This is a genomic window from Roseospira visakhapatnamensis, assembly GCF_014197915.1.
Classification (GTDB): domain Bacteria; phylum Pseudomonadota; class Alphaproteobacteria; order Rhodospirillales; family Rhodospirillaceae; genus Rhodospira; species Rhodospira visakhapatnamensis.
In genome coordinates this window covers 153,219-165,910 of sequence record NZ_JACIGK010000002.1, presented here as the reverse complement: position 1 = coordinate 165,910, position 12,692 = coordinate 153,219, and the positions used below count along the sequence as shown (strand labels likewise).

Genomic DNA, 12,692 nt, shown 5'->3' with positions numbered 1-12,692 from the left:
GCCTTCCCTATGCTCGTCCGTCCACCGTTTGGAGCGGAGCCCCTTACCCGTCGCCGGGCGCGCGGTGCGACCATGCAGGACGGCAAGCCCGCGCGCGGATCCCGCGACGTGTGCCAACGACAGTCACAACAGGGAAACAGCATCATGACCACGCGCACAATGAAGACCCTCATCCCGGTCGCCGGCCTGGCCACCGCGACCGCCATCGCGCTGACCTCGGCTGCGCACGCCCAGGACATGAAGATCGGCGCCATCATTCCGATGACGGGCGACCTCCAGGCCTATGGCGAGACCACCCTCAACGGGGTGCGCCTGGCCGAGAAGGAAATCAACGCCGCCGGCGGCAACATCACGGTGGTCGTCGGCGACACCCAGACCGCGCCTCAGTCCGGCGTGGACGCGGCCCAGAAATTGGTGTCCATCGAAAAGGTCAGCGGCCTTGTCGGCGCCCTGTCGTCGGGCGTGACCATCCCCATCGCCCAGTCCGTGTCCGCCGTGGTCGGCGTGCCGCAGATCTCGGGCGCCTCGACGTCGCCGGTGATCACCGGCCTGGAGGACAACGACTTCCTGTTCCGCACCGTGCCGTCCGACGCCGGCCAGGGCGCGGCGCTGGCGCAGGTGACGAGCGAACGCGGCATCGAGGCCGCGGCCATCATGTACGTCAACAACGACTACGGAAAAGGGCTGGCCGACGCCTTCCAGGCCGCGTTCGAGGCCATGGGCGGCACCGTGACCCAGTCGGTGGGCTTCGAGAAAAACCAGGCGTCCTACCGGGGCGAGTTGAAGGCCGCCGCGGACGGGGACGCGGAACACCTGGTCCTGATCGCCTATCCGGAAAGCGGCCAGACCATCCTGCGGCAATCGCTGGAAGGCGGCCTGTTCGGCAAGTTCATCTTCACCGATGGCCTGAAGGCGCCGGAGCTGGTGGAGGCGCTGGGCGCCGAGTACCTGAACGGGACCTTCGGCACCACCGCCAAGGCCCTGGAAACCGAGGGCGGCAAGCACTTCCAGGACGCCTGGAAGGCCGAGTACGGCGCGACCTCCGAGAAGCCATACCACGACACGGCCTACGATGCCGTCCACCTGCTGTCGCTGGCCGCGCTGAAGGCGGGCTCGACCGATCCGGTAGCGGTGCGCGATGCCCTGCGGGACGTGGCCAACCCGCCCGGCGAGAAGGTCGGCCCCGGCCAGTTCGCCAAGGCGATGGAGCTGCTGGCCGCCGGCACCGACATCGACTACGAGGGCGCCGCCGGGTCCCAGAACTTCGACACCCATGGCGACGTGGCGGGCACCTTCGAGCTGTGGGAAATCCAGGACGGCCAGTTCGAGACCATCACCGTGTTCGAACCGAAGGCCATGTAGCCTGCGTCTTCTGTCACGCCGGTCCGCCAACGACGCGGGACCGGCCGGAGTCAAGACTGGCGCGCCGGGTCTCCCCGGCGCGCCATTTCTCTTGCGGCCCAAGCCACGCCACGGCCGGACGGAGCGCCTCTGGAGAGGCCCCCGTCCGGGGGGACGCAGTCAGCCGTGCGCCATCACCGCCAGCAGCAGCAGGGCGACGATGTTGGTGATCTTGATCATCGGGTTCACCGCCGGGCCGGCGGTGTCCTTGTACGGATCACCCACGGTGTCGCCGGTGACGGCCGCCTTGTGCGCCTCGGAGCCCTTGCCGCCCAGGTTGCCGTCCTCGATGTACTTCTTGGCGTTGTCCCAGGCCCCGCCGCCGGCGGTCATGGAGATGGCCACGAACAGACCGGTGACGATCACGCCCAGCAACATCGCGCCCAGGGCCGAGAAGGCCGCCGACGGACCGGCGATCGCGTCGATCACGAAGTACAGCACGATCGGCGACAGCACCGGCAGCATCGAGGGGATGATCATCTCCCAGATGGCCGCCTTGGTCAGCATGTCCACGCACCGGCCGTAGTCCGGCTTGGCCGTGCCCTCCATGATGCCCGGGATTTCCTTGAACTGGCGCCGCACCTCGTTGACCACGGCGCTGGCCGCGCGGCCGACGGCGGTCATGCCCATGGCCCCGAACAGGAACGGCAGCATGCCGCCCACGAACAGGCCCACCACCACGTACGGGCTGGACAGCGAGAAGTTGACGACGATGCCCTCGAACGCCGGATACAGCTCGGGGTTCTGAGAGAAGTAGTCCAGGTCCAGGGTGTAGGCGGCGAACAGCACCAGCGCGCCCAGACCGGCCGAACCGATGGCATAGCCCTTGGTGACGGCCTTGGTGGTGTTGCCCACGGCGTCCAGGGCGTCGGTGGTCTTGCGGACGTTTTCGTCGAGGTTGGCCATCTCGGCGATGCCGCCGGCGTTGTCGGTCACCGGGCCATAGGCGTCCAGCGCCACGACCATGCCGGCCAGCGCCAGCATGGCGGTCACGGCGATGGCGATGCCGAACAGGCCGGCCAGCATGTAGGCGCTGATGATGGCGGCGCAGATGATCAGCGCCGGCAGGGCGGTCGCCTCCATGGACACGGCCAGGCCCTGGATGACGTTGGTGGCGTGCCCGGTCTGGGACGCCTTGGCCACCGAGGTCACCGGTCGGAAGCCGGTACCGGTATAGTACTCGGTCACCCAGATGAGCAGGCCGGTCACGACCAGACCGATGGCCGCGCAGAGGAACAGGTGATGCGGCATGAACGTGGTGCCGCCCGCCGTATAGACGGTATCGAAGCCCAGCAGCGGGAAGGTGATGATGCCAATGCCGATCAGCGAGAGCACGGCGGCCATGAGGAAGCCCTTGTAGAGCGCCCACATGATATTGGTGGAGCCCTCGGCCATCTTCACGAAGCGCGTGGCATACACCGACGCCAGGATGCACACGCCGCCGATGGCCAGCGGGTAGCCCATCATGATGCCCTGGGCATTGGTGCCCGCGAAGAAGATGGAGGCCAGCACCATGGTCGCCACCACGGTCACGGCGTAGGTCTCGAACAGGTCGGCGGCCATGCCGGCGCAGTCGCCCACATTGTCGCCCACATTGTCGGCGATCACGGCGGGATTGCGCGGATCGTCCTCGGGAATGCCGGCCTCGACCTTGCCCACCAGGTCGGCGCCCACGTCGGCGCCCTTGGTGAAGATGCCGCCACCCAGCCGGGCGAAGATGGAAATCAGCGAGGCGCCGAAGCCCAGCGCCACCAGCGGATCGATGAGCCCGCGTCCCTCGGCGCCGAAGATCTGGAGGATGACGTAGTAGACGCAGACCGCCAGCAGGGCCAGTCCGGCCACCAGCATGCCGGTCACCGCGCCGCTCTGGAAGGCGATCTCAAGGCCCCGGTTCAGGCCCTGCCGCGCGCCCTCCGCGGTGCGCACGTTGGCGCGCACGGAGACCAGCATGCCGATGAACCCGGCCGAGCCGGAGCAGATGGCGCCGATGGCGAAGCCGATGGCCACGGACAGATCCAGCACGAAGGCCAGGACCAGGAACACCACCACCCCGACTCCGGCGATGGTCAGGTACTGGCGCCGCAAGTAGGCCTGTGCTCCCTCCTGCACGGCCCCGGCGATCCGTTGCATGTCTTCCGATCCGGCGTCGGCCGCCATGATCGCGCGAACCGTCCTTACGCCATAGTTGAGCGCCCACGCGCCACACCCTATGACAAAAATGTACAATAGGATCAGCATCTTGTGTTCCGTCCTTCAGTCAGCGAGTTAACCGTCTGATCGAACGCCGGGGTCGTTCGCGGGATCCCTCGCACGGGTCGGCCCGCGTCCCGCCTTCCCCCCGAGCCCCAGCTTCGTCCCGTCCCGCGTTTCCCTAGAGCGTGTTGCGTGATTTTGGACTCACCCAAAACGCTCTACGTTTTTGTTTTTAAAGCAAATCGTCGTCGCGATCCGGTTCGGATCGCTCGGGATTTGCTCTAAGCTTTTGTTACGCCTGAGGGAGCCTGCCAGAAGACCCGGAGGCAGGCAACGGTTTGCCCCGCGCACCGATGCGGGCATTGGGACCAGTCCTAGCCGAACGAGGGGGATGGACGCGGAACGACACCACCCATGGACTGGGGTCAGCGTTCGAACGCACCTTCAATCAGGACATCGTGCACCTTGTCCGGACCGATGGCCCGGTCGCTCACCGCATTGAGCACGGCCTTGATGGACGCGAGATCGAGTCGTCCCGACCGGTCCATGATATCGGGCAGGGTTTTCAGGAGCGCCGTCACATAGGCGTCCTGAAGGCGCGGCATGTCCCGCCGCACGTCGGCCATCTGGTCCGGACTCACATGCAGGCGCAACGACAGCAGGATGTGCTTCGGTGTCACACCCTGGCGCAGGACGGGCACGGCCATCTGCGGCACGCGCAGGAACTGGGGTTCCGGACCATGATCCACCGGCGCCGGCTCGGGCACGGCGGCGACCTCCTCCTCGGGAGGCGCGGGCGATCCCATCAGCCCGGCCAGCAGGGGTTTGACGCCCAGCACGTCGGGAATCACGCCGAAGGCCGTCAGGCCGCCACCCACTCCGCCCACCAGCAGGATAATCAGGAAGACGATGATCAGGCCCTTCATGGGGTCACCCCTCCTGGTTGCCCAGCGCCCCCCGGAGGGACCGACGCGTGGGGATCTTACTCCCAGCGATGCCTATACCCTGTGGCGGCCAGGGTCAACGGCGCCCCGTTCCCGTCCAGCACCCACACCAAGGGGGTGTCGGGGGCCTCGGGAGCGGCCGGGACCAACGCGCCCACCCGCGTCACGGGAATGTTCAGCCGGTCCCCCAGCGCGCGGATCGCCGCATCGCGGCCGGGCGGGGCGGCGAACACCAGTTCGTAGTCGTCGCCGCCGCCCAGGACCACGTCCAGCCACGTTGGGTCGGCGCTCACACAGTCCCGCGCCGGAGCGGACAGCGGCACCGCCGGTCCCGAGACCCGGGCCGCGCATCCGGACGCCCGGCACAGATGCGCCAGATCGGCGGACAGCCCGTCGGAGATGTCGAGGGCGGCGGTCGCCAGGCCGCGCAAGCCGATGCCCAGGGCCACCCGGGGGCACGGCAGGCGGTAGCGGTCGGCGAGAGACGCCCTCGCGTCCTCGTCAAGAAACGCAAGATCTCCCTGCAACGCCCTGAGACCCAAGGCACTATCGCCAATGGTTCCCGATACCCACAGGTGATCCCCGGGGCGTCCGCCGCCACGCGACAGGTGGGTTCCCGGCGGCACGGTCCCCAGAATGGTGATGCTGAAGGTGGCCGGCCCGGGCGTGGCCACGGTGTCGCCCCCCAGCAGACCCACGTCGAAGGCGCCGAGGTCCTGCTCCAGCCCCCGGGTGAACCGGTCCATCCAGGCGTCCCCCTCCGCCGGGGACAGCGCCACGGACAGGAACACCCCCAGCGGCCGCGCGCCCATGGCCGCCATGTCCGACAGGTTCACCCGCATCGCCTTGCGGGCCACCAGGTCGGCCGGATCGTCGGGCAGGAAATGGACACCGGACACCAGCGTGTCCATGCTGACCACGGTGTGCTGGCCGCCTTCCGGCGGCGGCAACACGGCGGCGTCATCGGCCAGGTTGAGAGCCGCCGGATGACGCCGCGCCAACGGCGCGAACAGGCTGTTGATCAGGTCGAACTCGCCACGCCGCGTGCCTTCTGTCCGCGCTACGGTCATGGCGTCCCCGCCCTTCTCCAAAGCTCACCGGCGGAGGGATCCACCGTGCCCCCCATCCGCGCCGCGATCCCCCTGGGGACGACGATCATCGCCCCGCGAAGGCATCGGGGTGCACCTGCCGCCCGATCCGATCCAGCACGGCATTCACCAGCTTGACCTCCGGCCCCTCATAAAAGGCCCGCGCCAGATCCACGTATTCGCTGATGCTGACCCGGGGCGGGATATCAGAGATCTCGGTCAGTTCGTAGACCGCCACCCGCAGGATGGCGCGCAAGACGTGCTCCAGCCGATTGGCGACCCAGTCCCCGGACAGGCTGGCGTCGATGATCTCGTCCAGACGCCCGCGTTCGGCATCCGCGCCGCGCGCCAGACGAATGAGCAGATCGGTGTCCACCGGCACCAGCGTCTCATGCACCTCGCGCGGTTCCAGCACCCCGTCGGGGTCGGGGATATCCACCAGCGCCTCGCCGGCCAGCCGCCCTTCCAGGACGTCGCGCAACACCACGCCCAGGTCGCCGCCCCCGGAGTCCGTCGCATACAGGGTCTGGACCGCCGCCAGCCGCGCGGCGCTACGGCGCCGGGCACTCGTGCTCATGCCAAGAGATCTTCCAAATGTGGGTTGTCATGACGGGCCGATCTCCAGAGGAGTCAGAGGCCCATTTCCTTCTTGATCTCGATCATGCGCAGGCAGGCCCGCGCGGCCATCCCGCCGATGTTCTTGCCGTCCGGACTGGCCCGGTCCATCGCCTGTGCCCGCGTCCCGCAGGTGAGGATGGCATTGCCCACGGCCAGCGAGTAATCGAGCGCGAGCCGGTTCACCCCCCCCATGGCCTCGCGACAGACATGCTCGTAATGGTCGGTCTCGCCCCGGATGGCGCAGCCCAACAGCACGTAGCCCGAATAGCGATGGTCGGTGGCGCGCAGCTCCATGGCCCGGATGGCATAGCGCATCACCGAGGGGATTTCGAGGATCCCGGGTACGATGATCCGCTTGTAGCCCGCCCCCCGGGCCGTCAGGTCACGCACCGCGCCGCGCACCAGGTTATCGGCGATGTCGTCGTAGAATCGCGCCTCGACGATCAGGATGCGCGCGCCATCAACCATGCTCAGGACTCCTTGAGCGGGGGAATCGGCCTTTGCTCAACCACGCTCAGACCATAGCCGTCAAGGGCAATGATCGTACGGTGGGTGTTGGACAGCAGGATCATGTCCCGCACGCCGAGATCCAGCAGGATCTGCGCGCCAACCCCATAGTCCACCAGCCGGTTGGCGTCGCCATGGCCCTCCAGGTGGGCGCGGACGCGGCTGCTGAGCGCCGTCTGGTGCGGCTCGCGGATCAGCACGATCACCCCGGTGCCATGGGCGGCGATGCTGTCCATGGCCTGGTGCAGGTCATCGCCCTTGCCGCTTTCGGCGTCGTGCAGCACGTCGTCCAGCACGTTCAGCGCGTGCATGCGCACCAGGGTCGGAGTCTGCGGATCGATGCGCCCCTTGACCAGGGCGATGTGCTCGGCATAGGCGACGGTGTTGACGTACACCACCATGCGCCAGTCGCCGCCGTACTGGGAGACGAAATCCATCTCGATCTCGCGACGCACGATCCGCTCCGTGCGCCGCCGATGGGCGATCAGGTCGGCGATGGTGCCGACCTTGAGGTTGTGATACTGGGCGAAACGCACCAGGTCCGGCATGCGGGCCATGGAGCCGTCATCGTTCATGATCTCGCAGATCACGCCGGCCGGGATCAGGCCCGCCAGCCGGGCCACGTCCACCGCCGCCTCGGTGTGGCCGGCGCGCACCAGCACGCCGCCGTCGCGGGCCATCAGGGGAAAGACATGCCCGGGCGTGGCGATGTCGTCCTTGCCCTTGGACGGGTCGATGGCCACGGCGACGGTATGCGCCCGGTCCGAGGCGGAGATGCCCGTGGTGACGCCGTCCTTGGCCTCGATGGAATAGGTGAAGGCGGTGCCGTGGCGCGAGCTGTTCTGCTGCGGCATCAGCGGCAACGCCAGATCCCGGCAGCGATCCCCCGTCAGCGCCAGGCAGATGAGCCCCCGGCCGAACTTGGCCATGAAGTTGATGGCGTCGGGCGTGGCCATCTGGGCCGGAATCACAAGATCGCCCTCGTTCTCCCGGTCCTCGTCGTCCACCAGGATGAACATGCGGCCGTTGCGGGCGTCGTCGATGATCTCCTCGGGCGCGGAGAGGAAGGTGCCGAAGGTCGTGTGGGTGGTTTCGATCTGGTCCGGACTCCCCACGGGGCCTACTCCTTCACCTCAAGCAACCGCGCCACGTAGCGCGCCAGCATGTCGATTTCCATGTTCACCCGGTCCCCCACGGTCAGACCGCCGAACGTGGTGACCTCGGCCGTATGCGGAATGATATTGACGTCGAACCGGTCGTCTTCCACGCCGTTGATGGTCAGCGACACGCCGTCCAGCGCCACCGAGCCCTTGGGCGCGATGAAGCCCTTGAGCGCGTCGGGCACGGCGAAGGTGAACCGGATCGACTCGCCCTCCTCCCGGCGGCCGGTCACCCGGGCGATGCCGTCCACGTGCCCGGAGACGATATGGCCCCCCAGTTCGTCCCCGACCGCCAGGGCCCGTTCCAGGTTCACCCGCGTGCCCTCCCCCCAGTCGCTGAGGGTGGTGACGGTCAGGGTTTCCTTGGACGCCTGCACCGTGAAGCAGTCCGGCCCGGTCTCGATCACCGTCAGGCAGCATCCGTTGTGGGCGATCGACGCCCCCAGGGGAATGGTGGCCGTATCGTAGCGGGTTTCGAGGGTGAACTTGGTATCGCCGGATCGCTCGATCCGCCGCACCCGGCCCAGGTCGGTGACAATGCCGGTGAACATACGCCGTGGGGCTCCTACTCAAGGTGATGGACCGGCGACCAGGGACGCCAAGACCCCAGAGAAGGGAGACTCGGACGTCAGTCGCCGACCCGACGCGCCCACAACACCATGTCGGGGCCGATGGGCATCCAATCCAGGGGAGCAAAATTGGCGCAATCCGCCAGCCGGTCAACCCCGAAGCCCGCGACCCCCGGCCGCGCCCCATCGCCGAGCACGCGCGGTGCCTGCATCCACGCCAGGTGGTCCACCACATCGGCCGCCAGCAAAGCGCCGATCAGCCGCCCGCCCCCCTCGACCAGCAGGCGGGTCAGACCCGCGTCTCCCAGCGCCTGAAGCGCCGCCCGGGGATCCACCCGCCCCGCCGTGTCGGCGGGCACCGGCAGCACACGGACGCCCCGCCCCTCCAGACGATCGCGTCGCGCGCGGCCCTCGGCGGTTTCCAGATCGGCCGCGCGGCACAGCAGCCACACGGGTCGCCGATCGGCGCTGGCGGCCAGGCGGCTTCCGATCGGCAGACGCAGGGCACCGTCGAACACCACCCGCACCGGCGAGCGGTCCTCCAGGCCCGGCAGCCGGCAATCGAGCATCGGATCATCGACCAGGGCGGTCCCGATACCCACGGCGATGGCATCATGGGTGGCCCGCAGGCGGTGACCCAGGGCGCGGGCGCGCGGACCGGTGATCCAGCGGCTTTCACCGGCGGCGGTGGCGATGCGCCCGTCCAGCGTGGTGGCGGCCTTGACCGTCACCAGCGAACGCCCGGCCGTGACCCGCGACAGGAAGCCGGCGGTGACGAGGCGGGCCTCCTCGCTCCGCAAGCCCTCATCCACCCGGACCCCGGCCGCCCGCAGGCGCGCCAGCCCGCGTCCGGCCACGCGCGGATCGGGATCGGTCAGGGCGACCACCACCCGCGCCACTCCGGCCGTCACCAGGGCGTCGGCGCAGGGAGGGGTCTGACCGTGATGGGAACAGGGTTCCAGGGTGACATAGGCGGTGGCCCCCCGGGCCCGCTCCCCGGCGCGGACCAGGGCCTCCACCTCGGCGTGGGGACGGCCGCCCGGCTGGGTCCAGCCCCGGCCGACCACCTCATCTCCCTCGGCGTCGGCCTGCACCAGCACACAACCCACCGCCGGGTTGGGCCACACCCGGCCGAGACCGCGCCGGGCCAGGGCCAGGGCGGCGGCCATGTGCCCCCGGTCCGCGACGGTCCACGAGACCGAGCTAGTAGTCGTCTCCACCTAATTTCTCAACAAATGTCTCGAAATCCTTGGCTTCACGGAAGTTTTTGTACACCGATGCGAACCGCACATAAGCCACGGGATCGAGCGTCGACAACGCCTCCATGACCATCTCGCCCACCGTGTTGGAGGGGATCTCGGTCTCGCCGGAGCTTTCCAGACGCCGCTGGATGCCGTTCACCACCCGCTCGATGCGTTCGCTGTCGATGGGGCGCTTGCGGCAGGCGATGTGTACCGACCGGGCCAACTTGTCCCGCTCGAAGGGTGCCCGCTGCCCGTTCTTCTTGACGATCACCAGGTCCCGCAACTGCACCCGTTCGAAGGTGGTGAAGCGCGATTGGCAGGACGGGCAGAACCGCCGCCGCCGGATGGCTCCACCGTCCTCGGTCGGGCGCGAGTCCTTCACCTGGGTGTCCATGTGCCCGCAAAACGGACAGCGCATGGGCCGAGCCCTCCCTTTGTCTTGGGCGCCGTCACCAGACGACGCCCCACACCACCACCACCGTCAACGAGGCGTCTGACCGTGCCTAAAGCGTCTGATAGATCGGGAACCGCGCGCACAGCGCCCGCACCCGATCCCGAACCGCGCCCTCGACGGCGCCGTTGTCGTCGCGGTTGGCGGCCAGGCCGTCCAGAACCTCGGCGATCATCTCGCCCACCTGGGTGAACTCCGCCGTGCCGAAACCACGCGTGGTGGCCGCCGGAGAGCCCAGCCGCACCCCCGAGGTCACCATCGGCTTCTCCGGATCAAAGGGAATGCCGTTCTTGTTGCAGGTCATGCCGGCGCGTTCCATGGCCGCCTCGGCGATGGTGCCGGTCAGGCCCTTGGGACGCAGATCCACCAGCACCAGATGCGTGTCGGTCCCGCCGGCCACCAGATCCAGGCCGTTCTTCAGCAGGGTGTCGCCCAGCGCCCGGGCGTTGTCCTTGACCCGACGGGCATAGTCCACGAACGACGGCTGCAACGCCTCGCCGAAGGCCACAGCCTTGGCGGCGATGATGTGCATCAGCGGGCCGCCCTGGAGGCCGGGGAAAACGGCCGAGTTGATCTTCTTGCCCAGGTCCGGATCGTTGGACAGGATCAACCCGCCACGCGGCCCCCGCAAGGTCTTGTGGGTGGTGGTGGTCACCACATGAGCATGCGGCAGCGGGCTCGGGTGCAGCTTGGCGGCCACCAGACCCGCGAAGTGGGCCATGTCGACCATCAGCAGCGCGCCCACGGCATCGGCGATGGCCCGGAACCGCTCAAAATCGATCTCGCGGGGATAGGCCGAACCGCCGGCGATGATCAGCTTCGGCCTGTGCGCCTTGGCTAGGGAGTCGACCTCGTCGAAGTCGATGCGTCCATCCTGCTTGCGAACGCCGTACTGGATGGCGTTGAACCACTTGCCGGACTGCGCCGGGGCGGCGCCGTGGGTCAGGTGGCCGCCGGCCGCCAACGACATGCCCAGGATGGTGTCGCCCGGCTTGCACAGGGCCAGCATCACCGCGCCGTTGGCCTGAGCGCCGGAATGCGGCTGCACATTGGCGAAGGTACAGTCGAACAGCCGCTTGGCGCGATCGATGGCCAGGGCCTCGGCCTCGTCCACGAACTCGCACCCGCCATAGTACCGCCGCCCCGGGTAGCCTTCCGCGTACTTGTTGGTCAACACCGAGCCGGCGGCCTCCAGCACCGCCCGCGACACGATGTTCTCGGAGGCGATCAGTTCAATCTGGTCCTGCTGGCGAACCAGTTCCCGGCGGACGGAGGCCGCCACGTCGGGATCGGCGTCCGCCAGCGCGGCGGAAAAGAAGGCAGTGGTCTCGGTCACGGATGACTCCCTATGAATGGCCTGTGAGAGGCTCGAAACGCGACGCGCCCGACCGGCGACCGGCCCGGCACGAGACAGCACCGGTCCACGACGGGGCCGGCGCGCGACGCGCCGCGCCCGTCGGCCGACCGCGGCGATGGCGTCCCCGCCGCCGGTGTCGTCACAGCGACGGCATGGCCCCCAGCTTGGTGACGCGGCGTTCGTGACGCCCGCCCTCGAACGGCGTGTTCAGGAAGGCGTCGACGCACTCAAGGGCCACCGCCGGCCCGGTGGTCCGCCCGCCGAGCACGAGGACGTTGGCGTCGTTGTGCTCCCGGCACAGGCGCGCGCCCGTCACGTCATGCACCAGGGCGGCGCGGATGAAGGGATACCGGTTGATGGCGATGGAGATGCCGATGCCCGTGCCGCATAACAGGATGCCATGGCTGGCCCGACCGTCACGCAGGGCTTGGGCCAGATGCCCGGCGTAATCCGGATAGTCCACGGACTCCGATCCGTCGGCGCCCAGGTCCAGGGTCGCCAGGCCGCGCCCCTCGACATGCGCGCGCAACAGGGTCCGCAACTCGACGGCCCCATGATCGGAAGCCAGGGCTACAAGGGATTGCGTCACGATCGACCTCTCGCATTGTGTCGAGTCTTGGAGGGCGTCACCGGCGATGCCCCGCAGGTCGGGCCTCGTCCGGGTCTCGACGACGACGACTCGACCGCACGACGTGTGGACCTGCCCACCGTCTCGGGTGTTCGGTACCACATGTCGGCGGGGAATACCACCACAACACCAAGGCTGCCATCGACGCCCCCCGGCGTCCGCCAGGCTGGGTCATACGTGAGTCGGACCGTCCCCATAAGGTTCCGGGAGACCCGGCGATCATAGGCTCAACGGATGGGGAAAACGCGCAAATCCGCCACGGACGACTCGCACGTTGGCTGATGTCACGAGCCGACAAATACCGAGTGTCGGCCGAGCGTCGGGCCATGATCGACGAATCGTCGTAACGCTTACCCGTGCGTTGCCTCTGGGTAGGGCGCGGACGGCGCGGCGCCCTCGTAATCAATATTGTGCTTGATGAACAGGTAGAGTATTGAATATTTCACAGATGCTAACTAGTTTCGAGGCCAGTGGGACAGCGCTTGAAACCGGGGTGTCCGTCGTCTGACTGCGGACGTCCGATGATGGGCCA

At 68.2% G+C, this 12,692-nt stretch carries 12 protein-coding genes; 1 reads left to right on the top strand and 11 read right to left on the bottom strand.

From position 1 onward, the window contains the following. Positions 1 to 144 precede the first annotated feature (144 nt). Entirely contained in the window at positions 145 to 1,362 is a 1,218-nt protein-coding gene (locus GGD89_RS02215; protein WP_246422280.1) for an ABC transporter substrate-binding protein, read from the top strand. A gap of 159 nt (positions 1,363 to 1,521) precedes the next feature. On the opposite strand, the gene GGD89_RS02210 is transcribed toward GGD89_RS02215, so the two are convergent. From GGD89_RS02210 to rpiB, 11 genes are all read right to left on the bottom strand, one after another. Continuing rightward, on the bottom strand, positions 1,522 to 3,639 hold the full coding sequence (locus tag GGD89_RS02210) for a sodium-translocating pyrophosphatase (protein WP_184042467.1): 2,118 nt from the start codon (positions 3,637 to 3,639) through the stop codon (positions 1,522 to 1,524). A gap of 380 nt (positions 3,640 to 4,019) precedes the next feature. After that, positions 4,020 to 4,520, bottom strand: coding sequence for a flagellar basal body-associated FliL family protein (locus GGD89_RS02205; protein WP_184042466.1), 501 nt, complete (start codon positions 4,518 to 4,520; stop codon positions 4,020 to 4,022). A gap of 56 nt (positions 4,521 to 4,576) precedes the next feature. After that, on the bottom strand, positions 4,577 to 5,608 hold the full coding sequence (thiL, locus tag GGD89_RS02200; protein WP_184042465.1) for a thiamine-phosphate kinase: 1,032 nt from the start codon (positions 5,606 to 5,608) through the stop codon (positions 4,577 to 4,579). 85 nt (positions 5,609 to 5,693) lie between these two features. Further along, the gene (nusB, locus tag GGD89_RS02195) at positions 5,694 to 6,203 is read right to left on the bottom strand and encodes a transcription antitermination factor NusB (protein WP_184042464.1); all 510 of its coding nucleotides are present in this window, start codon (positions 6,201 to 6,203) and stop codon (positions 5,694 to 5,696) included. Between the two features lie 53 nt (positions 6,204 to 6,256). Further along, positions 6,257 to 6,712: a 6,7-dimethyl-8-ribityllumazine synthase gene (locus tag GGD89_RS02190; protein ID WP_184042463.1), complete on the bottom strand. Its 456-nt coding sequence runs from the start codon at positions 6,710 to 6,712 to the stop codon at positions 6,257 to 6,259. 2 nt (positions 6,713 to 6,714) lie between these two features. Then, positions 6,715 to 7,866 (bottom strand): 3,4-dihydroxy-2-butanone-4-phosphate synthase, encoded by a 1,152-nt coding sequence (gene ribB / locus GGD89_RS02185; protein WP_343058504.1) that lies wholly within the window; start codon positions 7,864 to 7,866, stop codon positions 6,715 to 6,717. A gap of 5 nt (positions 7,867 to 7,871) precedes the next feature. Continuing rightward, positions 7,872 to 8,462 carry a riboflavin synthase gene (locus GGD89_RS02180; protein ID WP_184042462.1) on the bottom strand — a complete coding sequence of 197 codons (591 nt, stop codon included), beginning with the start codon at positions 8,460 to 8,462 and terminating at the stop codon, positions 7,872 to 7,874. A gap of 77 nt (positions 8,463 to 8,539) precedes the next feature. After that, positions 8,540 to 9,649: a bifunctional diaminohydroxyphosphoribosylaminopyrimidine deaminase/5-amino-6-(5-phosphoribosylamino)uracil reductase RibD gene (gene ribD / locus GGD89_RS02175; protein ID WP_184042461.1), complete on the bottom strand. Its 1,110-nt coding sequence runs from the start codon at positions 9,647 to 9,649 to the stop codon at positions 8,540 to 8,542. Between the two features lie 34 nt (positions 9,650 to 9,683). Next, positions 9,684 to 10,142 carry a transcriptional regulator NrdR gene (gene nrdR, locus GGD89_RS02170; RefSeq protein ID WP_184042460.1) on the bottom strand — a complete coding sequence of 153 codons (459 nt, stop codon included), beginning with the start codon at positions 10,140 to 10,142 and terminating at the stop codon, positions 9,684 to 9,686. A gap of 85 nt (positions 10,143 to 10,227) precedes the next feature. Further along, the gene (gene glyA / locus GGD89_RS02165) at positions 10,228 to 11,529 is read right to left on the bottom strand and encodes a serine hydroxymethyltransferase (protein ID WP_425503007.1); all 1,302 of its coding nucleotides are present in this window, start codon (positions 11,527 to 11,529) and stop codon (positions 10,228 to 10,230) included. 142 nt (positions 11,530 to 11,671) lie between these two features. After that, positions 11,672 to 12,121, bottom strand: coding sequence for a ribose 5-phosphate isomerase B (gene rpiB, locus GGD89_RS02160; RefSeq protein WP_184042458.1), 450 nt, complete (start codon positions 12,119 to 12,121; stop codon positions 11,672 to 11,674). Between the last annotated feature and the right edge of the window lie 571 nt (positions 12,122 to 12,692).

Coding starts and splice junctions, on each gene's coding strand:
- GGD89_RS02215 (WP_246422280.1), top strand. CDS start 145: ATGACCACGCGCACAATGAAGACCCTCATCCCGGTCGCCGGCCTGGCC.
- GGD89_RS02210 (WP_184042467.1), bottom strand. CDS start 3,639: ATGCTGATCCTATTGTACATTTTTGTCATAGGGTGTGGCGCGTGGGCG.
- GGD89_RS02205 (WP_184042466.1), bottom strand. CDS start 4,520: ATGAAGGGCCTGATCATCGTCTTCCTGATTATCCTGCTGGTGGGCGGA.
- thiL (WP_184042465.1), bottom strand. CDS start 5,608: ATGACCGTAGCGCGGACAGAAGGCACGCGGCGTGGCGAGTTCGACCTG.
- nusB (WP_184042464.1), bottom strand. CDS start 6,203: ATGAGCACGAGTGCCCGGCGCCGTAGCGCCGCGCGGCTGGCGGCGGTC.
- GGD89_RS02190 (WP_184042463.1), bottom strand. CDS start 6,712: ATGGTTGATGGCGCGCGCATCCTGATCGTCGAGGCGCGATTCTACGAC.
- GGD89_RS02180 (WP_184042462.1), bottom strand. CDS start 8,462: ATGTTCACCGGCATTGTCACCGACCTGGGCCGGGTGCGGCGGATCGAG.
- ribD (WP_184042461.1), bottom strand. CDS start 9,649: ATGGCCGCCGCCCTGGCCCTGGCCCGGCGCGGTCTCGGCCGGGTGTGG.
- nrdR (WP_184042460.1), bottom strand. CDS start 10,142: ATGCGCTGTCCGTTTTGCGGGCACATGGACACCCAGGTGAAGGACTCG.